We start from the raw sequence: 22,295 nt of genomic DNA, 5'->3' as shown, positions 1-22,295 counted from the left end.
GGCCTTTAGTTCACCCACACACGAGCATTACGGAACATGCGCATCAGCGGTGCATCTTCATTCCAGTCATCCGAACGCCACGAGTTCTGCACGGCGCGGAACACACGCTCCGGGTGCGGCATCATGATGGTCACGCGACCGTCGCGGCTGGTCAGGCCGGTGATCCCGCGCGGCGAGCCGTTTGGGTTGGCCGGGTAGCTTTCGGTGACCTTGCCGTGGTTGTCGACAAAACGCATCGCCACACAACCCGACAGATCGGCTTCCAGCAACGCTTCTTCGCTGGCGAACTCGGCATGGCCTTCACCGTGGGCAATGGCGATCGGCATGCGCGAACCGGCCATGCCCTGCAGGAAGATCGAGTTCGACTCCTGGATCTGCACCATGGCCACACGGGCCTCGAACTGCTCGGAACGGTTACGCACGAAGTGCGGCCAGAACTCGCTGCCCGGGATCAGCTCGTGCAGGTTGGACATCATCTGGCAACCGTTGCACACGCCGAGGGTGAAGCTGTCGTTGCGCTCGAAGAAGCCCTGGAACGCATCGCGGGCACGGCTGTTGAACAGCGCCGACTTGGCCCAGCCTTCACCGGCACCCAGCACGTCACCGTAGGAGAAACCACCGCAAGCGACCATGCCCTTGAACTCGTTCAGGTCGACACGGCCGGCCAGAATGTCGCTCATGTGCACGTCGATCGCGTTGAAACCGGCGCGGTCGAACGCAGCCGCCATTTCCACCTGGCCGTTGACGCCCTGCTCACGCAGTACGGCAACCTGTGGGCGAATGCCTTTCTTGATGTAAGGCGCGGCGATGTCCTGGTTGATGTCGTAGCTCAGCTTGACGCTCAGGCCCGGGTTGTCTTCTTCCAGCAACACGTCGAACTCTTGTTCGGCGCAGTCGGCGTTGTCACGCAGACGCTGGATCTGGTAGCTGGTTTCGGCCCACTGGCGTTGCAGCAGACGACGCTGGCCTTCGAACACGGTGTCGCCGTTGAAGGTGATGGTGATCTCGCCGTTGTTCATCGGCTGACCGATCACCGACACGCAATCGCCCAGGCCGGCAGCGCTGAACTGCGCAAGGATGTCCGGGGTGGCGTCCTGGCGAACCTGGATCACGGCACCCAGTTCTTCGTTGAACAGGATCGCGGCGATGTCGCTGGAAGAATCCGCCAGGCTGTCGAGGTTCAGGCTCAGGCCGCAGTGACCGGCGAAGGCCATTTCCACCACGCTGGTCAGCAGACCGCCGTCGGAACGGTCGTGGTAGGCCAGCAGGTGACCGTCGGCATTGAGGCCCTGGATCACGGCGAAGAAGGCTTTCAGGTCTTCGGCGTCATCGACGTCCGGAGCCTGCTTGCCGAGCTTGCCGTGAACCTGCGCGAGGATCGAGGCGCCCATGCGGTTCTGGCCGCGACCGAGGTCGATCAGGATCAGGTCGGTGGTGCCCTTGTCCATGCGCAGTTGCGGGGTCAGGGTCTGACGGATGTCAGTCACTGGCGCGAAACCGGTCACGATCAGGGACATTGGCGACGTGACTGACTTGTCCACGCCTTCATCGTTCCAGCGAGTGGCCATGGACATCGAGTCCTTGCCCACCGGAATGGTGATGCCCAGCTCAGGGCACAGTTCCATGCCGACCGCTTTCACGGTGTCGTACAGGCGTGCATCTTCACCCGGGTGACCGGCAGCGGACATCCAGTTCGCCGACAGCTTGATGTCGGAGATCTTGCCGATGCGCGAAGCGGCGATGTTGGTCAGGGTTTCGCCGATGGCCATGCGGCCCGACGCCGGAGCGTCCAGCAGTGCCAGCGGAGTACGCTCGCCCATGGCCATGGCTTCACCGGTGTAGACGTCGAAGCTGGTGGCGGTGACGGCAACGTCGGCCACCGGTACCTGCCATGGGCCGACCATCTGGTCACGGGCCACGAGGCCGGTGATGGTGCGGTCGCCGATGGTGATCAGGAAGCTTTTGCTGGCCACGGCCGGGTGATGCAGAACGCGCTCGACGCAGTCGGCGATGTTCAGGCTCGACGGATCGAAGTCATCACCCAGCTCGGCTTCACGCACCACCGAACGGTGCATGCGCGGGGCCTTGCCCAGCAACACTTCCAGCGGCATGTCCACCGGGCTGTTACCGAAATGGCTGTCGGTGACGGTCAGTTGCGGTTCGGCAGTGGCTTCGCCGACCACGGCGAACGGGCAGCGCTCGCGTTCGCAGATCGCCTTGAAGCGCTCGAAGTCAGCCGGGCCGACGGCCAGAACATAGCGTTCCTGGGATTCGTTGGACCAGATTTCGTGCGGGGCCATGCCCGGCTCGTCATTTGGAATGTTGCGCAGTTCGAAACGGCCACCGCGGTCACCGTCGTTGACCAGTTCCGGGAAGGCGTTGGACAGACCGCCCGCACCCACGTCGTGGATGAAGCTGATCGGGTTCTTGTCGCCCAGTTGCCAGCAACGGTCGATGACCTCCTGGCAACGGCGTTCCATTTCCGGGTTTTCACGCTGTACCGATGCGAAGTCCAGGTCCGCCGAGCTGGTGCCGGTGGCCATGGAGGAGGCTGCACCGCCACCCAGGCCGATCAGCATCGCCGGGCCGCCGAGCACGATCAGCTTGGAGCCGACAACGATCTCGCCTTTCTTGACGTGTTCTTCACGGATGTTGCCCATGCCGCCAGCCAGCATGATCGGCTTGTGGTAGCCACGAACTTCGTCACCGTGCGGGGTGGTGATCGATTGTTCGAAGGTACGGAAGTAACCGGTCAGCGCCGGACGGCCGAATTCGTTGTTGAATGCAGCGCCGCCCAACGGGCCTTCGATCATGATGTCCAGCGCAGTGACGATACGCTCGGGCTTGCCGTACGGCACTTCCCACGGCTGTTCGAAGCCCGGGATCTGCAGGTTGGACACGGTGAAACCGGTCAGGCCGGCTTTCGGCTTGGCACCACGACCGGTAGCGCCTTCGTCGCGGATTTCGCCACCGGAACCGGTGGACGCGCCCGGGAACGGGGCAATCGCGGTCGGGTGGTTGTGGGTTTCAACCTTCATCAGGATGTGCACCGGCTCCTGCACCGCGCCGTACTGGCGGGTTTCAGGGTCCGGGAAGAAACGCCCGGCCACGGAACCGACGATCACCGAAGCGTTGTCCTTGTAGGCCGACAGGACACCTTCGCTGTGCATCTGATAGGTGTTCTTGATCATGCCGAACAGGCTTTTTTCCTGGCTCTGGCCGTCGATATCCCAACTGGCGTTGAAGATCTTGTGACGGCAGTGCTCGGAGTTCGCCTGGGCGAACATCATCAGTTCGATGTCGTGCGGGTTGCGCGAAAGGCCAACGAAGGCGTTGACCAGATAATCGATCTCGTCTTCGGCCAGGGCCAGGCCCAGCTCGGTGTTGGCTTTTTCCAGCGCGGCACGGCCGCCACCCAGCACGTCGATCGCGGTCAGGGGTTTCGGTTCGGCGTGGCTGAACAGGCCGGCGGCCTGTTCGAGGTTGCCCAGGACGATCTGGGTCATGCGGTCGTGCAGACCGTCAGCGATCAGCTGAGCTTCAGCGTCGCTGAACTGGCCGGCCACGTAGAACGCAATGCCGCGCTCCAGACGCTGGATTTTCGCCAGGCCACAGTTGCGGGCGATGTCGCTGGCCTTGCTCGACCATGGCGAGATGGTGCCGAAACGCGGCAACACCAGGAACAGACGACCGGTCGGTTCTTGTACCGGAACGCTTGGACCGTATTTCAGAAGGCGCGCAAGCACCTGCTGTTCGTCGCCGGTCAGGACGCCGGTAACTTCGGCGAAGTGAGCGAATTCAGCATACAGGCCACTGACAGCCGGAACCTTCTGGCTCAGTTGCTCAAGGAGCTTGCTGTGGCGAAAGGCAGAAAGGGCAGGAGCGCCGCGCAGGATCAACATCTTCGGGACAGCCTCGGGAAGGGGTGTGCTTTGAGGCCGTGCATTCTAGCCTAAACAGCCCGCGACATCACCCGAAACGCTACGCACGGTTGCACTCGGGTGCCAATCTGTGTTTCTGCCTCGAAAGTCAGGTTAACGCGGCGAGTGACGACAGCTTATTTTTACCGTGACAAAATGTAGAAAAGGCCCATTCCTGCGGGGTTTCGGCCGGTTTTGTGATCGCTAGCAGACAAGGCCTTCGCTGTCGAGATATGGCGCCCGTGGTCCTTTGCGTATACTGCGCAGATGTTTTCCCCAACGGCTTTACGTCCGCGGTACGCCAAATGGCTGATCGCAACCGGACTCTTCCTGATGCTCGGTGGCTGTGTTGATAAACCCAACACGCTGGAGCGCGTAAAGGAGGATGGTGTGCTGCGGGTGGTTACCCGAAACAGCCCCGCCACCTACTTTCAGGATCGCAACGGTGAAACCGGCTTCGAATACGAGCTGGTGAAGCGCTTCGCCGACGATCTGGGGGTCGAGCTCAAGATCGAGACCGCCGACAACCTCGATGACCTGTTCAACCAGGTAGGCAAGCCCAACGGCCCGGTGCTGGCGGCTGCCGGCCTGGTCAGCAGCGAAGAGCGCAAGAAGCAGGTGCGCTTCTCGCACTCCTACCTGGAAGTCACCCCGCAGATCATCTACCGCAACGGCCAGTCACGGCCGACCGACGCGAAGGATCTGGTGGGCAAGAAGATCATGGTGCTCAAGGGCAGCACCCACGCCGAACAATTGGCTCAGCTGAAACAGAAAATTCCCGGCATCGAATACGAAGAGTCTGACGCGGTCGAGGTCGTCGATCTCCTGCGCATGGTCGACGAAGGTCAGATCGACCTGACACTGGTCGACTCCAACGAAGTCGCGATGAACCAGGTGTACTTCACCAACATCCGGGTCGCCTTCGACCTCGGTGACGCCAGCAACCAGAGCTGGGCCGTCGCACCGGGCGACGACAACAGCCTGCTCAACGAAATCAACGACTACCTCGACAAGGTCAAGAAAAACGGCACCCTGCAACGCCTCAAGGACCGCTACTACGGGCATGTCGACGTTCTCGGCTACATGGGCGCAACCACGTTTGCCCAGCACTTGCAGCAACGCCTGCCCAAGTACGAACAGCACTTCAAGTCGTACGCCAAGAAAGAGAAAGTCGACTGGCGCCTGCTGGCGGCCATCGGCTATCAGGAGTCGTTGTGGCAACCGGCCGTCACGTCCAAGACCGGCGTACGTGGCCTGATGATGCTGACCCAGAACACCGCACAGGCCATGGGCGTGTCCAACCGTCTTGATCCCAAGCAGAGCATCATGGGCGGCGCCAAGTACCTGGCCTACATGAAGGATCAGCTCGACGAGTCGATCCAGGAACCGGACCGTACCTGGTTTGCCCTGGCAGCCTACAACGTCGGCAGCGGCCATCTGGATGACGCACGCAAACTGGCGGCCAAGGAAGGGTTGAACCCGGACAAATGGCTGGATGTGAAGAAGATCCTGCCGCGTCTGTCGGAAAAGAAGTGGTACAGCAAAACCCGTTACGGCTACGCCCGCGGCGGCGAGCCGGTGCATTTCGTGGCGAACATCCGACGCTACTACGACATCCTGACCTGGGTCACGCAGCCGCAGCTTGAAGGCGACCAGGTCGCCGAGGGCAAACTGCTGGTTCCGGGGATCGACAAGACCAAGCCGGCGCAGGAACCTGCGCCGCTCTGACAGACATCCAAAATAATTGTGGGAGCGAGCCTGCTCGCGAAGGCGGTTTAGCCGTCAATATCTCTGTTGGCTGACACTCCGCTTTCGCGAGCAGGCTCGCTCCCACAGGGTTTTGTGTTTGGCTTAAGCTTTGGCGGCAGCCGCCAGAATCAGCGCCTTCATTTCCGACACGGCTGACTTGAAGCCAACGAACAACGCATGGGCCACCAGCGCATGTCCGATGTTCAGCTCGTTGATGCCCTTGATCGCCGCCACGGCTTCGACGTTGTGATAGTGCAGGCCATGGCCGGCATTGACGATCAGGCCCTGGGCGAGGCCGAAGGCCACGCCATCGGCCACGCGCTTGAGTTCTTCAGCGACCTCGGTCGGCGTCTCGGCATCGGCATAACGCCCGGTGTGCAGTTCGATGGCTGGCGCGCCGACACGGCGCGAGGCTTCGATCTGGCGCTCATCGGCATCGATGAACAGCGACACTTCGGAGCCGATCTTCGACAGGCGCTCGACCGCCGCCTTGATCCGCGCTTCCTGCCCTGCCACGTCCAGGCCACCTTCGGTGGTCAGTTCCTGACGGGTTTCAGGAACCAGGCAAATGTGTGCCGGGCGGATACGTTCGGCGAACTGCATCATTTCTTCGGTGACGCCCATTTCGAAGTTCATGCGGGTTTGCAGCACGTCCTTGAGCAGCAGAACGTCGCGCTCCTGAATGTGCCGACGGTCTTCGCGCAGGTGCACGGTAATGCCGTCAGCGCCCGCCTCTTCCGCGTCCAGTGCTGCCTTGACCGGGTCCGGGTAACGGGTGCCCCGGGCCTGACGCAGGGTGGCAACGTGGTCGATGTTCACGCCAAGAAGAATACGGGTGCTGGTGGTCACGGAAGCGCTCCAGAAGAAGAGAAAGTTCGGTGCACAGCATACGGGGTGATCAGGGCTTGCGAAACAGCTCGCGACTGACAAGTGGACGGCCGCCCAAGTGAACGGCCAATGCCTGGCGCATCAGGCGCTTGGCGGCAGACAGAGCGCCGGGGGCAGACCAGTCGGCTTCGGCCATGGCCAGCAGTTCGGCGCCATTGAACAGGCCCGGTTGCAGCAGGTAGACACGCTCCAGACCCGCATCCACTTGCAGGCGATAGACACCGTCCGGCGCGATGGGCTGATCATGAATATCAGCAGTCAGGGAAAAACCGTAGCCGAGGTCATCGAGCAAGCGCCATTCGAAGGAGCGTAGCAAGGGCTCCAGTGGGCGACCTTCGGCCAGGGCCAGCAAAGTGGCGGCGTAATGATCGAACACCGAGGGGAGCGGATCTTCAGCAGGCAACAGGCGAATCAGAAGCTCATTGAGATAAAGCCCACTGAACAGTGCCTCGCCATTGAGCCAGGTGGAAACGCCGGCACTTTCCATACGCCCGACATTCTTCAACTCGCCTCGCCCGCGAAACTCCACTTCCAGCGGCACGAACGGCCGCGCCAGCGTCCCGGCCTTGCCCCGTGCACTGCGCAGCACCGCCCGCAGCCGACCTTGCGGCGTGAGGAAGTCCACCAGGGCGCTGTTTTCGCGGTAGGCGCGGCTGTGGAGGACGTAGGCGGGTTGGCCGATAGGTTGGGACATGAAGCTCTCAATGACGGAACGCGGTTTTACTGACACCCCAAAACCAATGTGGGAGCGAGCCTGCTCGCGAAAGCGGTGTGACAGTCAACATCAATGCTGAATGTTACATCGTCTTCGCGAGCAGGCTCGCTCCCACAGTAGATCTATATTGGCTTACAGGTCGCCGTATCCCAACGAACGCAACGCACGCTCGTCATCGGACCAGCCGCCCTTAACCTTGACCCAGAGGTTGAGCATGATCTTGGAGTCGAACAGCAGCTCCATATCCTTGCGCGCTTCGGTGCCGATGCGCTTGATGCGCTCGCCCTTGTCGCCAATGATGATTTTCTTCTGGCCATCGCGCTCGACGAGGATCAACGCATGGATGTGCAGGGTCTTGCCCTGCTGCTTGAACTCTTCGATTTCAACGGTGATCTGGTACGGCAGCTCGGCGCCCATCTGGCGCATGATTTTCTCGCGCACCAGTTCGGCGGCGAGGAATCGGCTGCTGCGGTCGGTGATCTGGTCTTCCGGGAAGAAGTGATCGTTTTCCGGCAGATGCTCGGCAATGACTCGCTCAAGTGCGTCGAGGTTGTGCCCGTGCTGCGCCGAAATCGGCATGATCTGCGCGTTCGGCAGCTGTTCCTGCAACCAGGACAGGTGCGGCATCAGCTCGGCCTTGTCCTCGATGCGGTCGGTCTTGTTCAGCGCCACGATCAGCGGGCCGGTCACGTACTGGACGCGCTCGAGAACCATCTGGTCTTCGTCGGTCCACTTGGTGCGGTCGACCACGAAGATCACCACGTCGACATCTTTCAACGCCGCCGAAGCGGTCTTGTTCATGTAGCGGTTCAGGGCCTTTTCGCCACCCTTGTGCATACCTGGGGTGTCGACGTAGATCGCCTGCACATCGCCCTCGGTCTTGATACCGAGCATGTTGTGGCGGGTGGTCTGCGGCTTGCGCGAGGTGATCGCCAGCTTCTGACCCAGGATGTGGTTCAGCAACGTGGACTTGCCCACGTTCGGACGGCCGACGATGGCAACATAGCCACAGCGAGTTGCGTTTGTATCAGTCATTGCCATTCTCCACACCCAGGGCAATCAGTGCTGCGGCGGCCGCTACCTGTTCGGCAATACGACGGCTCACACCCTGACCTCGGCTTTTTTCATTCAGTAAGATGATTTCGCATTCGACGAAGAACGTCCGGCAATGCGGCTCACCCTGGATATCCACCACTTCGTAACGTGGCAGCTCACAACCTCGGGACTGCAGGAACTCTTGCAGGCGGGTCTTTGGGTCTTTGTTGGTGTCGACCAGCGTCAGGCCTTCGAACTCTCCGGCCAGCCAGGCGAGCACACGCTCGCGGGCCACTTCCATGCCAGCATCGAGGTAGATCGCACCGATCAGCGCTTCCAGGGCGTCGGCCAGAATCGACTCGCGACGAAAGCCGCCGCTTTTCAGTTCGCCGGAGCCCAGGCGCAGGTATTCGCCCAGATCGAAACCACGGGCCAGTACGGCCAGGGTCTCACCTTTCACCAGCCGCGCGCGCAAACGCGACAACTGGCCTTCGCGGGCCAGCGGGAAGCGCTCGAACAGCGCCTCGCCGGCGACGAAGTTGAGGATGGCGTCACCGAGGAATTCCAGGCGTTCGTTGTTACGCCCGGCAAAACTGCGGTGAGTCAGGGCCAGGACCATCAGTTCCTGATCCTTGAAGGTGTAGCCGAGCTGACGCTCTAGACGGCTTAAGGAGACGCTCACGGTTTACCCACGCTGAGTTCGTGGCTCGATTGTACTGCCATCGCCGTGAGGCGGCGCAGGCTTGGGACAATTAACGCTGTGTTCAAAAATAACGTCCTGAATATCGTTGTTTTCATGCCGCTGTCGCCGGTTGTGCCGACTCCAGAAATGCATTCGGCGCTGTGTTCAACAGCGCCGTGTTTGATTACTTGATCAGGCCAACCCGCGAGAAATTCGGCAGGTGACTGAGTTTGGGTTCCGGCCAGCTCATCCAGACCGCGAAGGCCTTGCCGACGATATTCTTGTCGGGAACCATGCCCAGCAGATCCTTGGGAATGTTCGGATCATCCCAGTAGCGACTGTCGTTCGAGTTGTCGCGGTTGTCGCCCATCATGAAGTAGTGCCCGGCCGGCACGGTCCACGAATGGTCCGGCATTGCGCGGTAGCGACTCATTTCCTTGCGGATCATGTGCTCGGCCGCCCCGAGTTTTTCCTTGTACAGCTCAGCGCTGCCCAGCGTGCCCGGCTCTGAGCCAACCAATTGTTCGGCAATCGATTGACCGTTGACGAACAGGCGCTTGTCGGCGGTGTAACGAACCGTGTCGCCTGGCAAACCAACCACACGCTTGATGTAGTTGACGTTCGGATCGCTCGGGTAACGGAACACCATGACATCGCCGCGCTGCGGATCACCGACTTCGATGACCTTCTTGTCGATCACCGGCAAACGGATCCCGTAGGAAAACTTGCTCACCAGAATGAAGTCGCCGACATCCAGGGTTGGCTTCATCGAACCGGAAGGAATCTGGAACGGTTCCACCAGGAACGAACGCAGTACCAGCACGATGAACAACACCGGGAAGAACGACTTGCCGTATTCAACCAGCAGCGGCTCTTTGTTCAGCTTCTCGACCACGACCATGTCAGGCTGGCTGACGCTGCCCTGATAGGAGGCGATGGCCGCACGCCGACGCGGGGCCAGGATCAACAGATCGAGCAACGCCAACAGGCCGCAGACAAACACGGCGATGACCAGCAACAGCGGGAAATTTAGTGACATAGGACCTAACTATCCAACCTGAGCACTGCAAGGAAGGCTTCCTGTGGAATTTCCACGTTGCCGACTTGCTTCATGCGTTTCTTACCGGCCTTTTGCTTTTCCAGCAGCTTTTTCTTACGGCTGACGTCACCGCCGTAGCATTTGGCCAATACGTTCTTTCTGAGCGCCTTGACGGTTGTGCGCGCCACAATCTGCCCGCCAATGGCGGCCTGGATTGCCACGTCGAACATCTGCCGCGGAATCAGATCCTTCATCTTCTCGGTCAACTGGCGACCTTTGTAGTGCGAATTGTCACGGTGCACGATCAGCGCCAGGGCGTCGACCTTGTCGCCGTTGATCAGCACGTCCAGTTTCACCAGGCTGGCCGATTGGTAACGATCGAAATGGTAGTCCAGAGAAGCATAGCCGCGACTGGTGGACTTCAGGCGGTCGAAGAAGTCCAGAACCACTTCGTTCATCGGCAGATCGTAGGTCACTTGTACCTGGGAGCCGAGGAACAGCATGTCGACCTGCACACCACGTTTTTCGATGCACAGGGTAATGACGTTACCCAGGTGCTCTTGCGGCACAAGAATATTGGCGCGCACGATCGGCTCGCGCATGTCCTCGATGGCGGACAGGTCCGGCAGCTTGGACGGGTTGTCGACGTAGATCGTCTCGCCGGTCTTGAGCAGCAGCTCGAAGATTACCGTCGGCGCCGTGGTGATCAGGTCCAGGTTGTATTCGCGCTCGAGGCGCTCCTGGATGATTTCCATGTGCAGCATGCCGAGGAAGCCGCAACGGAAGCCGAAGCCCAGAGCGTCGGAGCTTTCCGGTGTGTATTGCAGCGACGAATCGTTGAGGGTGAGCTTTTGCAGCGCCTCGCGGAAGTCTTCGAAGTCATCGGAGCTGACCGGGAACAGGCCGGCGTAGACCTGCGGCTGGATGCGCTTGAACCCTGGCAGCACGTCGACGTCCGGCGTCGAGCTCAAGGTCAGGGTGTCGCCCACTGGCGCACCGTGAATATCCTTGATGCTGGCGATGATGAAGCCCACTTCACCGGCCTTCAGGTCGACGGTAGGGGTGTGTTTTGGGTTGAATACACCGACGCTGTCCACCAGGTGGATCTTGCCGGTGGACTTGACCAGAATCTTGTCACCCTTCTTCACGCGGCCGTGGCGAACGCGAACCAGGGAGACGACGCCCAGGTAGTTGTCGAACCAGGAGTCGATGATCAACGCCTGCAGCGGATCTTCGATGTTGCCGGTCGGTGCCGGAATGGTGGTCACCAGGCGCTCGAGCACTTCATCGACGCCCAGGCCGGTCTTGGCAGAGCAAGTGACCGCGTCGGTGGCATCGATGCCGATGATCTTTTCGATTTCTTCCTTGACGCGCTCCGGATCGGCCTGTGGCAGGTCGATCTTGTTCAGCACCGGCATCACTTCCAGGCCCTGTTCGATCGCCGTGTAGCAGTTGGCAACCGACTGCGCCTCAACACCCTGACCGGCATCGACCACCAGCAGCGCGCCTTCACAGGCGGCCAGCGAACGGCTCACCTCATAGGTGAAGTCAACGTGACCGGGGGTGTCAATGAAGTTCAGCTGGTAGTTGATACCATCTTTGGCTTTGTAATACAGAGTGACGCTGTGCGCCTTGATGGTGATCCCGCGCTCGCGCTCAAGGTCCATGGAGTCCAGGACCTGGGCTTCCATTTCGCGCTCGGCCAGGCCGCCACACATCTGGATGAAGCGATCGGCCAGCGTCGACTTGCCATGGTCAATGTGGGCGATGATGGAGAAATTGCGGATATGACTCAAATCACTCACGGATCAACACTCAAAAAGGCTGCAGGCATAGCCCGCCGAAAAATAGCCGGGAATTGTACCTGATCCACGGCGCAAGCGTCACGTTCGCAGGTCAGACGGCGCTTACAAAAACGCCCCGGTCTTGCGACAAGGGCGTTTTTCATGGTCAAAGCGCTCGGGAAATGCCCGTCGTCAGCCTGCTCGACGTAGCAGCCAGAGCCCCGCCACGGCGCAAACACCTGCCGGCACCAGCACCGAAAGCAATGGCGGGAAGCCAAATACCTGGCTCGAAGGCCCCAGCAGATCCTGAACGATGCGGAAGGTGAAGCCCACCAGCACGCCGGTGAACACGCGCTGACCCAGGGTCACCGAACGCAGCGGGCCGAAGATGAAGGAAATCGCCATCAACACCAGGGCGGCAGTCACCAGCGGCTGCAACACCTTGACCCAAAATGCCAGCCAATAGCGGCTGTTGTTCAACCCCTGGTCCGCCAGGTAGTGGATATAACCCCACAGACCGCTGATCGACAATGACTCCGGCACCATGACCACCGTGCTCAGCAATTGCGGACTCAAGGCCACGGCCCAACGCTCCACCGGGGTCGACACCACTTCAGTGCTGCGCTCGTGGAACAGCGTGGTCGTGACGTCCGTCAACTGCCAGTGATCCGTGTCGAACTCGGCACGCTTGGCGAAGCTCGCCGACAGCATGTGCCGCTCGTTATCGAAACGATAGCGGGTCACGCCGTACAGGATGCCATTGGGCTGCACCGAGTTGACGTGAATGAACTCATCGCCCTGGCGGTGCCACAGGCCGTGCTTGGCGCTTTGTGCATCGCCACTGCCCTGGGCCAGCGAGCGGTTGGCTTGCGCGGCGGTTTCGGCAGGCGGAGCGATGTATTCCCCGACCAGTACACCGGCGAGCATCAATACCAGCATCGGTTTCATGACCGCCCAGACAATCCGGCCGATCGACACGCCGGCGGCGCGCATGATGGTCAGCTCACTGTTGCTGGCCAGGCTGCCCAGACCGATCAGGCAACCGATCAGCGCGGCCATCGGCAGCATTTCGTACATCCGGCGCGGTGCAGTGAGCGTCACATAACTCAGAACGTCGAGCAGCGTGTAGGTATCGGTGACTTCACTCATCTCATCGATGAAGGCAAACAGTGTCGCCAGACCGAGAATGATCCCGAGCACACCCAGAATCGCTATCAACACACTGCTACCAATGTAGCGATCCAGCTTAACCACGGGCCACCTCCAGCGCGCTGCGGCGACTCGCCCGTTTCAAACGCAAGGGTTCCCAATAGAGCAGCCCCAGGCCAATGGCCAGGAAAATCCCGTGCACCCACCACAAGCCCAGCGCCGCGGGGATCTTGCCCTTGTCGAGGGCGCCGCGGGCGGCGATCAGAATGGTCAGGTAAGCCATATAAAGAAGAATCGCCGGCAGTAATTTGAGGAATCGGCCCTGACGCGGGTTGACCCGCGACAGCGGCACCGCCATCAAGGTCACGATGAACACCAGCAACGGCAACGATATGCGCCATTGCAATTCGGCGCGCAGGCGAATGTCTTCACTGCCGACCAAAGTACTGGTCGGCATCGCATCGCGGTCGGTGACCTCGTCGCTGACGTCGGGTTTTGGCAGCAACACACCGTACTCGTCATACTTGATCGCCCGGTAGTCGGCCTGACCCGGACTGCCGTCATAGCGATAGCCGTTATCCAGGATCAGGTAGCGGTTGCCGTCCGGACGAATTTCCTGACGCCCCTTTTCCGCCACCAGCACAGAAATTCCGCGATCCTTGTTATTGGAACCGATGTTCTTTTGCGAGATGAACACACCGCCCAGATTGACGCGGTCATCCGTCATGCGCTCGGTGTAGGTGACCCGGGTACCGTCACGCAGGGCCTGGAAGCGCCCCGGCTCCAGGGTGTCGAATTCGGTCAGGGCATCCTGCTTGTTCAGCAGCAACTGAAACTGGTTGGCCCCTTGTGGCGCCAGGCTCAGGCTCAACCACGCGACGATGAGTGCGACCAGGGTGGCCGGAAACATGGTCATGCAGAGCAGCCGTTGCTGGCTCATTCCAGTGGCAGAAAGTACGGTCATTTCGCTTTCGAGGTACAGGCGCCCGTAGGACAACAGGATCCCGAGAAACAGCCCCAGCGGCAGGATCAGCTGGAGAAAGCCCGGCAGGCGAAAGCCCATGATCAGGAACAGCGAACCCGGATCCAGCAGGCCCGAGGCCGCCTGGGCGAGGTATTTGATGAAGCGACCGCTCATGATGATGACCAGCAGCACGGCACTGACGGCGCTCAAGGTCAACAGGACTTCGCGGGATAAGTAACGGAAGACGATCAAACCAGACACTCCAGGGTTGTCAGGCTAAGGCGGCCAAACAAGCAAACGTATCGGACAGCCCGCAAGACAGGGCCGCCGAAAAAAGATGGCGCATTATCCTGTGATTGGGTGCGCCTGTCACTGCGCAATGCATTGGGGCAACTGTAGGAGCGAGCTTGCTCGCGAAGGTCGTCAACGATAACGCGGGGAGCCTGAACCCCCGCGGCGGTCTCAGGTTCTTCGCGAGCGAGCTCGCTCCTACATTCGTGCGGCCAAGGGTTGTCAGCCGCAGGTAGCGAGGTTCAAACTGCGGCCTTTGTCGCCGGTCGATACCGGCACCTTTCTTTATATAGGCAAGTGACGCACATACGGTGTCGGGCGCTTGCGTGCTAACCATCAATTCAGGGACCCGGACATGGAACTGGTTGTAAAAAGCGTCACCCCGGAAACGTTGAAGACCGCCACGCTGGTGGTTTCCGTTGGCGAAGGCCGCAAGCTCGGTGCCGTTGCCAAACAACTCGACGAATTGAGCGGCGGAGCGATCAGCGCAGTGCTCAAGCGCGGCGATCTGGCCGGCAAGGTTGGCCAGAGCCTGTTGCTGCACAGCCTGCCGAACCTCAAGGCCGAGCGCGTGCTGCTGGTGGGCGTGGGCAAGGACGACGAGCTGGGTGACCGCCCGTTCCGCAAAATCATCGCCGGCATCCTCAATACGCTGAAAGGCCTGGGTGGCAGCGATGCAGTGCTGGCCCTGGATGAAATCGTGGTCAAGGGCCGCGACAGCTATGGCAAGACCCGCCTGCTGGCCGAAACCCTGGTGGACGGCGAGTACAGCTTCGATCAGTTCAAGAGCCAGAAAGCCGAACCCCGCGCCCTGAAAAAAATCACCCTGCTGACCATCAAGGCGGCTCAGGCTGAAGTGCAGCGCGCCGTGACCCACGCCACTGCCATCGCCAACGGCATGGCCTTCACCCGCAACCTGGGCAACCTGCCGCCAAACATCTGCCACCCGACCTTCCTCGGCGAACAGGCGAAAGACCTGGGCAAAGAGTTCAAGGACCTGAAAGTCGAAGTCCTCGACGAGAAGAAGATCAAGGCTCTGGGCATGGGCTCGTTCTACGCCGTGGGCCAGGGCAGCGCCCAGCCACCGCGCCTGATCGTCATGCAATACAACGGCGGCAAGAAATCCGAGAAGCCGTATGCGCTGGTCGGCAAAGGCATCACCTTCGACACCGGCGGCATCAGTCTCAAGCCGGGCGCCGGCATGGATGAAATGAAATACGACATGGGCGGCGCCGCCAGCGTGTTCGGCACCCTGCGTGCCGTGCTGGAACTGAAGCTGCCGATCAACCTGGTGTGCATTCTGGCCTGCGCCGAGAACATGCCAAGCGGCAACGCTTCGCGCCCGGGCGACATCGTCACCACCATGAGTGGCCAGACCGTGGAAATCCTCAACACCGACGCCGAAGGCCGTCTGGTGCTGTGCGACGCCCTGACCTACTCCGAGCGCTTCAAGCCGCAAGCGGTCATCGACATCGCGACCCTGACCGGCGCCTGCGTGGTCGCCCTGGGCTCCCACACGTCGGGCCTGCTGGGCAACAACGACGAACTGATCGGCCAACTGCTGAGCGCCGGCAAGGCTGCCGACGACCGCGCCTGGCAACTGCCGCTGTTCGATGAATACCAGGAACAGCTGGACAGCCCGTTCGCCGACATCGCCAACATTGGCGGCCCGAAAGCCGGCACCATCACCGCAGCCTGCTTCCTGTCGCGCTTCACCAAGAACCTGAACTGGGCGCACCTGGACATCGCCGGCACCGCCTGGACCAGCGGCGGCAAGGACAAGGGCGCCACTGGCCGTCCGGTTCCACTGTTGACCCAATACCTGCTGGACCGCGCCAAAGCCTGAAACCGATGACCTCGGACGGCGTCACTTAGGGGTGACGCCGCTCCAGGTTCAGGAACCGCAATGACCAAAGTCGACTTTTATATCCTGCCCAGCGCCGATCCCTCGGCACGCCTGGATTTCGCCTGCAAGCTCACCGAAAAAGCCTGGCGCATGGGCCACCGTGTCTACCTGCATTGCAGCGACGCCACCCAGCGTGGCGATCTCGATGCACGCCTCTGGACATTCAAGGGCGAAAGCTTCGTGCCCCACGGCCCCGCCGAAAGCGAACCGGATGGCTTGATTGTCCTGGGCCTGGGTGACGATTGCGGTCAGCACCAGGATTTACTGGTCAACCTCGACCTGAAAGTCCCGGCCTTCGCCAACAAGTTCGCCCGAGTGGCGGAAGTGGTGGTGGAAGATCCGACGATCAGAGCGGCCGCGCGGGAGAGTTTCCGTTTCTACCGCGAACAGGGCTATCCTCTGCAAGATCACCGTTTACAGCGACTCTGAGCCTTCCAATGGACACTCCAAAACCGCTGCAACAGTCCGCGCACCTGCTGGACGACCTCGAGTCGATCCGCCAATTGCTCGGCGATGACAACCTGCAACCGCCCCTGCTGACCGACACGGTCGAGGATGGCGACCAGGAACAGATTCCCATGTTGTTCGACGCCGTGAGCGAGCCTTCGCCGCCCGTGGTACCGACACCCCCAGCCCCCAGCGTTGAACCTGCCGTCAGCAAGAAACCGGATGACTTGCTGCACCTGGACAGCGAACTGCGCGCCGCCGCGCAGTTGATCATGCAAGACGTGATCGACGATTTCGCCCCGCACATCGAGACTGAAATCAAACGCCGCCTCAGTGCACGGCTGGAGCGGTTGTTGAGCCAGTACAACGACTGAAAAGCCGGCTGTATGTAGGAGCGAGCTTGCTCGCGATGGACGTGGAAGCGACACGTTTTATCAGGCAACCCGCGTTATCGTTAACGACCATCGCGAGCGAGCTCGCTCCTACAAAGAGCAAAATGCAGTTCAAGTGCTCAAGTAGCGCCCGATCAACGCGATCCCGCTCGCCAGCACCAGCCACGTCACCAGACGCACAAAGGCCTCGCGGGACAAGCGCATGGTCAGCCGTCGACCGACCCACAACCCCAGCGCCATGGCCGGCAACAGACAAACCGCCAACACCAGCAGCGGCAGATCGGCATACACACCGGCGATTGCAAACAGGCTCAAACGCACCACCGTGCTGCAACTGATCAATGCACTCTGGGTGGCCCGGGCCGCTTCCTTGGGCAAACGGCTGTTCAAGTAGATCGCATACAGAAAGCCGCCGCTGCCAAACAAGGCCCCAAACATTCCGCCCACCGTCCCCATCGGCAACGCCCACACCGCGGACAACTGCGTCGGCCGGATTTTGACCCACAGGCTGTAGATCGCATAGGCGCTGATAAACAACCCCATCAACAGCAGCAACAGATCGGACTTGAGGTTCAGCAGGAAAATCACCCCCAGCGTGCACCCCACCGCCATGCAGGGCAGCAACCGCAACAGCTCCGGCTTCGCCACATCGCGCCGCGAAGGCAGCAGATTGCCGAATGCCGCGACAAAATCGAGCAACACCAGCAATGGCACGATTTTCGACAGCGGCATGAACAGAATCAGAATCGGCCCCGCCACCAGCGCTGTGCCGAAACCGGCGATGCCGAACACGATGTAGGCCAGTGCAATGCCCGCACCGATTACCAGCCAGTCCAGTTGGCCGAAGGGCCATTGGTTCAACAACTCAAGCGCGCTCATTCCCTTCCTTCCCTGAATACACCCTCCCCCCGTGGGAGTGAGCCTGCTCGCGAATGCTGAGCATCAATCGATGCAGGTACTGAATGTTAACCCTATTCGCTTGCAGGCTCGCTCCCGCAATGGAATTACCTTTAAACTGCGCCCCATGATTAAAGATCCCTTTGCAAGACTCGGCCTGGACCGCGAAGTCCTGACCGTCAGCCAGCTCAACGGCCGTGCGCGGGTGTTGCTCGAAGACGTGTTCAGCAACATCTGGGTCGAAGGCGAAATCTCCAACCTCGCCCGCCCGGCTTCCGGCCATGTGTACTTCACCCTCAAGGACAGCGGCGCCCAGGTCCGTTGCGCGCTGTTCCGGCAGAACGCGGCACGGGTTCGCCAGGCACTGAAGGACGGGCTCGCGGTCAAGGTGCGCGGCAAAGTCTCGCTGTTCGAAGGGCGCGGTGATTACCAACTGATCCTCGACACCGTGGAGCCGGCCGGCGATGGCGCCTTGCGTCTGGCCTTCGATGCCTTGAAGGAAAAGCTCAGCGCCGAAGGCCTGTTCAGTGCCGAGCGCAAGGTCCCGCTGCCGGCGCACCCACAACGCATCGGCATCATCAGTTCGCCCACCGGGGCGGTGATCCGCGACATCATCAGCGTGTTCCGCCGTCGCGCACCCCAGGTGCAGTTGACACTGATCCCCACTGCCGTACAGGGCCGTGAAGCCACCGCGCAGATTGTCCGTGCCCTGAAACTGGCGGATGCCCGCGGTTTCGACGCACTGATCCTGGCCCGAGGCGGCGGCTCGCTGGAGGACCTCTGGTGCTTCAACGAAGAAGCTGTGGCCCGCGCCGTGGATGCTTGCGTGACACCGATCGTCAGCGCCGTCGGTCATGAAACCGACGTATCGATCAGCGACTTCGTGGCCGACGTTCGCGCACCCACCCCTTCTGCTGCCGCCGAGTTGCTGGCCCCGGACTCCAGCGATCTGGTCCGCCGGGTCGAAAGCCTGCATCGACGGTTGGTGATGCGCATGCGTGATCGCTTGATGCGCGATCGGCTACGCCTTGAAGGCATTTCCCGGCGCCTGCGCCATCCCGGCGAGCGCCTGCGCCAGCAAGCGCAACGCCTGGATGACCTGGACATGCGCATGCGCCGCGCCTTCGAGCGCAGCCTCAACACCCGTCGCGAACGCTTGATCCGTCTGGAAACCCGTTTGGCCGCACAACATCCGGGCCGGCAACTGGCAATGCTGCGCCAGCGCCTCGACAGCCTTGCCGAACGCCTGCCGCGCGCCATCCGCGAAGGGCTGAAGAACCGTCGCCTGCAACTGCAGAGCCAGATGCAGACACTGCATGTGGTCAGCCCGCTGGCAACCCTGGGCCGTGGTTACAGCATCTTGCTGGACGAGCGTGGCAACGCCATCCGCAATGCCGCGCAAACCCATACTGGCCAGCGCCTGAAGGCCAAGCTGGGCGAAGGCGAACTGCAAGTGCGGGTCGAAGACAATCACCTGACGCCTGTCACCCTTTCTTTACTGGATTGATCCATGCCGCGTTTCCTGGCTCCACTACTGTTGCTGTGCTTGACCCTCAACGCCCACGCCGACAGCTACATCACCCGCCTGCTGAACAAACCGGTGCCGGGCGGCGTTGCCGTGGTGGACCTGGGCACGTCTGCCCTGGCACCAAAAGCCACCTACCAAGGCAAACCCGTCCTGGTCGTGAAGGAGCAGAACAACTGGCTGGCCATCGTCGGTGTGCCGCTGACGGTCAAGCCGGGCGCTCAATCGATCAGTAGCGGCGGTCGCAATCTGGATTTCACGGTTGGCAGCAAGAAATACCCGGAACAGCGCATCACCCTGAAGAACACCCAGCAGGTCAATCCAGACCCGGAAAACCTCAAGCGTATCGAACGTGAACTGGCCGAGCAAATTGCCGCTTACCGCACGTTCAGCGTCAATACCCCGAGTAACCTGCTGCTGGACAAACCGGTGAGCGGACCGCTGTCGAGCAAATTCGGCGTGCGCCGCTTTTTCAACGGTGAAGAACGCAACCCCCACGCGGGCCTGGACTTCGCCGTGCCGGCCGGCACACCGATCAAGACCCCGGCTGCCGGCAAAGTGATCCTGATCGGCAACTACTTCTTCAACGGCAACACGGTGTTCGTCGACCACGGCCAGGGCTTCATCAGCATGTTCTGCCACATGTCGAAAATCGACGTGAAGGTGGGCCAGCCACTGGCCCGGGGCGCTGTGGTCGGGAGAGTCGGCGCAACCGGCCGCGCGACCGGACCGCACATGCACTGGAACATCAGCCTGAATGATGCGCGGGTGGATCCGGCCATCTTTATTGGTGCGTTTCAGCCCTGATCCCTTCGCGAGCGGGCTCGCCCCCACATTTTGGTGCCTGGCAAGGTCCAATGTGGGAGCGAGCCTGCTCGCGATGGCAATTCCAGTGCCACCTCATCAATTGCGCACCACTCAAACCTCGCGCAAACAACAAGATCATCGCAACCATTTGAAGCAATAAAATCTCGATAAACACTCGCCCACGAGTATTCCTCTCAATTTTTTTCGACCGCTTGCCAACCTTCCCCCCCGCGGTTAGGGTTGAAGGCATGAAAACCTCTCACACCCTCATTCAGCTCCGCCAGCACCGCAGCCTGTGCCTCGTCAGCGCACGACTGCCGGGCTGAATCGTGGTGCCTCGTCCCAAGCGTTACGCCAAGAACTTTTGATCCACCGGCAGGCCGCCTTTTTTCGGCCCACACAATAAGGATTTCCTGATGAGCATGCTCAAAGACCCGTCTTCGAAATACCGCGCGTTCCCGACCATCGACATTCCGGACCGCACCTGGCCATCGAAAACCATCACTGCCGCGCCGATCTGGTGCAGTTCCGACCTGCGCGACGGCAACCAGTCGCTGATCGAACCGATGGACGCCGTCAAGAAGCTGCGTTTCTGGAAAACCCTGGTGCAGGTCGGCGTGAAGGAAATCGAAGCGTCGTTCCCGGCTGCCTCGCAAACCGACTTCGACTTCGTGCGCACCCTGATCGAAGGTGGCCACATCCCGGATGACACCACCATTCAGGTGCTGACCCAGGGCCGTGAAGACCTGATCGCGCGCACCTTCGAATCCCTGCGCGGGGCGAAGAAAGCCATCGTTCACCTGTACAACGCGACCTCCCCTTCCTTCCGCCGCATTGTCTTCAACCAGGACAAGGACGGGATCAAGGAGATCGCTGTAAGCGCGGCCAGGCTGTTCGTCAAATACGCCGCCCAGCAACCGGAAACCGAGTGGACCTTCGAGTACTCGCCGGAAACCTTCAGCGCCACCGAAATGGAGTTCGCCAAGGAAGTCTGCGACGCGGTGATCGAAGTCTGGAACCCGACGCCCGAGCACAAGATGATCCTCAATCTGCCGGCCACCGTCGAATGCGCGACCCCGAACATCTATGCCGACCAGATCGAATGGTTCGGCCGTCACATCAACCGTCGTGACAGCGTGATCATCAGCCTGCACACCCACAACGACCGTGGCACCGGCGTTGCCGCCACCGAGCTGGGCCTGATGGCTGGCGCCGACCGTGTCGAAGGCTGCCTGTTCGGCAACGGCGAACGCACCGGTAACGTCGACCTGGTGACCGTGGCCCTGAACATGTACACCCAGGGTCTTGACCCTCAACTGGACTTCTCCGACATCGACGGCGTGCGCAAAGTCGTCGAAGAGTGCAACCAGATCCAGGTGCATCCGCGTCACCCGTACGTCGGCGACCTGGTGCATACCGCGTTCTCCGGCTCGCACCAGGATGCGATCCGCAAGGGCTTCGCCCAGCAGAAACCAGATGCACTGTGGGAAGTACCGTACCTGCCGATCGACCCGGCCGACATCGGCCGCAGCTATGAAGCGGTCATCCGCGTCAACAGCCAGTCGGGCAAGGGTGGTATCGCCTACCTCCTGGAACAGGAATACGGCATCAGCCTGCCGCGTCGCATGCAGATCGAGTTCAGCCAGGTCGTGCAGCGTGAAACCGACCGTCTGGGTCTGGAAATGACCGCCCAGCAAATCCACGCATTGCTGCACAGCGAGTACTTGCAGGCCAACACCCCGTACGCGCTGGTCAGCCATCGCCTGCAGGAAGAAAACGGCCACAGCGCCGTTGAAGTGGAAGTGGCCAGCAAAGGCCAGGGCGAGACCAACCTGCACTGGCGCGGCAAGGGCAACGGCGCCCTGGAAGCGCTGGTGGCTGGCTTGCCGATCCCGGTTGAGATCATGGACTACAACGAGCACGCCATCGGCGCAGGCACCAATGCCAAGGCTGCGGCCTACATTGAACTGCGTGTGAACGGCGAACGCGCGGTGCATGGCGTCGGCATCGACGAAAACATCACCACCGCCAGCTTCAAGGCCCTGTTCAGCGCACTGAACCGTTCGCTGAGCCAGCCGGAAGCGAAAGCGGCGTAAGCCACCGCT

Annotated in this window: 17 protein-coding genes; 7 read left to right on the top strand and 10 right to left on the bottom strand. The window is 61.0% G+C overall.

The window, feature by feature from the left end:
* Positions 1-5: 5 nt before the first annotated feature.
* Positions 6-3,902, bottom strand: coding sequence for a phosphoribosylformylglycinamidine synthase (purL, locus tag ACEN8E_RS04570; protein ID WP_495591603.1), 3,897 nt, complete (start codon positions 3,900-3,902; stop codon positions 6-8).
* Between the two features lie 285 nt (positions 3,903-4,187).
* Here purL and mltF point away from each other — a divergent pair, with 285 nt between their 5' ends.
* Positions 4,188-5,648 carry a membrane-bound lytic murein transglycosylase MltF gene (gene mltF / locus ACEN8E_RS04565; protein WP_495591602.1) on the top strand — a complete coding sequence of 487 codons (1,461 nt, stop codon included), beginning with the start codon at positions 4,188-4,190 and terminating at the stop codon, positions 5,646-5,648.
* A 123-nt stretch (positions 5,649-5,771) separates the two neighbouring features.
* Here mltF and pdxJ read toward each other — a convergent pair whose 3' ends face one another.
* The 8 genes from pdxJ to lptF form a co-directional block, all read right to left on the bottom strand.
* Positions 5,772-6,518 (bottom strand): pyridoxine 5'-phosphate synthase, encoded by a 747-nt coding sequence (gene pdxJ, locus ACEN8E_RS04560; RefSeq protein ID WP_008053219.1) that lies wholly within the window; start codon positions 6,516-6,518, stop codon positions 5,772-5,774.
* A gap of 49 nt (positions 6,519-6,567) precedes the next feature.
* Positions 6,568-7,251 (bottom strand): DNA repair protein RecO, encoded by a 684-nt coding sequence (recO, locus tag ACEN8E_RS04555; RefSeq protein WP_495591601.1) that lies wholly within the window; start codon positions 7,249-7,251, stop codon positions 6,568-6,570.
* 153 nt (positions 7,252-7,404) lie between these two features.
* Positions 7,405-8,307: a GTPase Era gene (era, locus tag ACEN8E_RS04550; RefSeq protein ID WP_008020290.1), complete on the bottom strand. Its 903-nt coding sequence runs from the start codon at positions 8,305-8,307 to the stop codon at positions 7,405-7,407.
* Positions 8,300-8,989, bottom strand: a complete 690-nt coding sequence (rnc, locus tag ACEN8E_RS04545; RefSeq protein WP_007973960.1) for a ribonuclease III — start codon at positions 8,987-8,989, stop codon at positions 8,300-8,302. Before rnc ends, era begins: the two co-directional genes overlap by 8 nt.
* A gap of 184 nt (positions 8,990-9,173) precedes the next feature.
* The gene (gene lepB / locus ACEN8E_RS04540) at positions 9,174-10,028 is read right to left on the bottom strand and encodes a signal peptidase I (protein ID WP_008053222.1); all 855 of its coding nucleotides are present in this window, start codon (positions 10,026-10,028) and stop codon (positions 9,174-9,176) included.
* A gap of 5 nt (positions 10,029-10,033) precedes the next feature.
* On the bottom strand, positions 10,034-11,833 hold the full coding sequence (lepA, locus tag ACEN8E_RS04535) for a translation elongation factor 4 (RefSeq protein WP_007973962.1): 1,800 nt from the start codon (positions 11,831-11,833) through the stop codon (positions 10,034-10,036).
* A 171-nt stretch (positions 11,834-12,004) separates the two neighbouring features.
* Positions 12,005-13,066, bottom strand: coding sequence for an LPS export ABC transporter permease LptG (gene lptG, locus ACEN8E_RS04530; protein WP_495591600.1), 1,062 nt, complete (start codon positions 13,064-13,066; stop codon positions 12,005-12,007).
* Positions 13,059-14,177: an LPS export ABC transporter permease LptF gene (lptF, locus tag ACEN8E_RS04525; protein ID WP_495591599.1), complete on the bottom strand. Its 1,119-nt coding sequence runs from the start codon at positions 14,175-14,177 to the stop codon at positions 13,059-13,061. Before lptF ends, lptG begins: the two co-directional genes overlap by 8 nt.
* A gap of 394 nt (positions 14,178-14,571) precedes the next feature.
* Here lptF and ACEN8E_RS04520 point away from each other — a divergent pair, with 394 nt between their 5' ends.
* Genes ACEN8E_RS04520 through ACEN8E_RS04510 form a run of 3 tightly spaced genes read left to right on the top strand, consistent with a single transcriptional unit; the run spans position 14,572 to position 16,943 of the window.
* Complete coding sequence (locus ACEN8E_RS04520; protein ID WP_495591598.1) at positions 14,572-16,062, top strand: leucyl aminopeptidase; 1,491 nt, start codon at positions 14,572-14,574, stop codon at positions 16,060-16,062.
* Between the two features lie 60 nt (positions 16,063-16,122).
* The gene (locus ACEN8E_RS04515; protein ID WP_495591597.1) at positions 16,123-16,551 is read left to right on the top strand and encodes a DNA polymerase III subunit chi; all 429 of its coding nucleotides are present in this window, start codon (positions 16,123-16,125) and stop codon (positions 16,549-16,551) included.
* An 8-nt stretch (positions 16,552-16,559) separates the two neighbouring features.
* On the top strand, positions 16,560-16,943 hold the full coding sequence (locus ACEN8E_RS04510; protein WP_495591596.1) for a DNA polymerase III subunit chi: 384 nt from the start codon (positions 16,560-16,562) through the stop codon (positions 16,941-16,943).
* A gap of 129 nt (positions 16,944-17,072) precedes the next feature.
* On the opposite strand, the gene ACEN8E_RS04505 is transcribed toward ACEN8E_RS04510, so the two are convergent.
* Positions 17,073-17,840, bottom strand: coding sequence for a sulfite exporter TauE/SafE family protein (locus tag ACEN8E_RS04505; protein WP_495591595.1), 768 nt, complete (start codon positions 17,838-17,840; stop codon positions 17,073-17,075).
* Between the two features lie 145 nt (positions 17,841-17,985).
* On the opposite strand from ACEN8E_RS04505, the gene xseA reads away from it, so the two are divergent.
* The 3 genes from xseA to leuA all read left to right on the top strand — a co-directional run bounded on the left by xseA (position 17,986) and on the right by leuA (position 22,286).
* Complete coding sequence (gene xseA, locus ACEN8E_RS04500) at positions 17,986-19,365, top strand: exodeoxyribonuclease VII large subunit (protein ID WP_495591594.1); 1,380 nt, start codon at positions 17,986-17,988, stop codon at positions 19,363-19,365.
* 3 nt (positions 19,366-19,368) lie between these two features.
* Positions 19,369-20,190, top strand: coding sequence for a peptidoglycan DD-metalloendopeptidase family protein (locus ACEN8E_RS04495; protein WP_495591593.1), 822 nt, complete (start codon positions 19,369-19,371; stop codon positions 20,188-20,190).
* A gap of 416 nt (positions 20,191-20,606) precedes the next feature.
* A complete protein-coding gene (leuA, locus tag ACEN8E_RS04490; RefSeq protein ID WP_495591592.1) occupies positions 20,607-22,286 on the top strand; it encodes a 2-isopropylmalate synthase in 1,680 nt (559 codons plus the stop codon).
* Positions 22,287-22,295: the final 9 nt, after the last annotated feature.

This window comes from Pseudomonas sp. Pseusp9 (assembly GCF_059491265.1).
The sequence above is the reverse complement of the archived record's forward strand: the minus strand, read 5'-3'. Positions and strand labels throughout refer to the sequence as shown.

What these genes read in the sequence shown, in the direction of transcription:
- era (WP_008020290.1), bottom strand. Translation starts at nt 8,307, where the DNA reads ATGACTGATACAAACGCAACTCGCTGTGGCTATGTTGCCATCGTCGGC.
- recO (WP_495591601.1), bottom strand. Translation starts at nt 7,251, where the DNA reads ATGTCCCAACCTATCGGCCAACCCGCCTACGTCCTCCACAGCCGCGCC.
- ACEN8E_RS04520 (WP_495591598.1), top strand. Translation starts at nt 14,572, where the DNA reads ATGGAACTGGTTGTAAAAAGCGTCACCCCGGAAACGTTGAAGACCGCC.
- mltF (WP_495591602.1), top strand. Translation starts at nt 4,188, where the DNA reads ATGTTTTCCCCAACGGCTTTACGTCCGCGGTACGCCAAATGGCTGATC.
- ACEN8E_RS04510 (WP_495591596.1), top strand. Translation starts at nt 16,560, where the DNA reads ATGGACACTCCAAAACCGCTGCAACAGTCCGCGCACCTGCTGGACGAC.
- purL (WP_495591603.1), bottom strand. Translation starts at nt 3,902, where the DNA reads ATGTTGATCCTGCGCGGCGCTCCTGCCCTTTCTGCCTTTCGCCACAGC.
- lepB (WP_008053222.1), bottom strand. Translation starts at nt 10,028, where the DNA reads ATGTCACTAAATTTCCCGCTGTTGCTGGTCATCGCCGTGTTTGTCTGC.
- ACEN8E_RS04495 (WP_495591593.1), top strand. Translation starts at nt 19,369, where the DNA reads ATGCCGCGTTTCCTGGCTCCACTACTGTTGCTGTGCTTGACCCTCAAC.
- leuA (WP_495591592.1), top strand. Translation starts at nt 20,607, where the DNA reads ATGAGCATGCTCAAAGACCCGTCTTCGAAATACCGCGCGTTCCCGACC.
- ACEN8E_RS04505 (WP_495591595.1), bottom strand. Translation starts at nt 17,840, where the DNA reads ATGAGCGCGCTTGAGTTGTTGAACCAATGGCCCTTCGGCCAACTGGAC.
- xseA (WP_495591594.1), top strand. Translation starts at nt 17,986, where the DNA reads ATGATTAAAGATCCCTTTGCAAGACTCGGCCTGGACCGCGAAGTCCTG.
- ACEN8E_RS04515 (WP_495591597.1), top strand. Translation starts at nt 16,123, where the DNA reads ATGACCAAAGTCGACTTTTATATCCTGCCCAGCGCCGATCCCTCGGCA.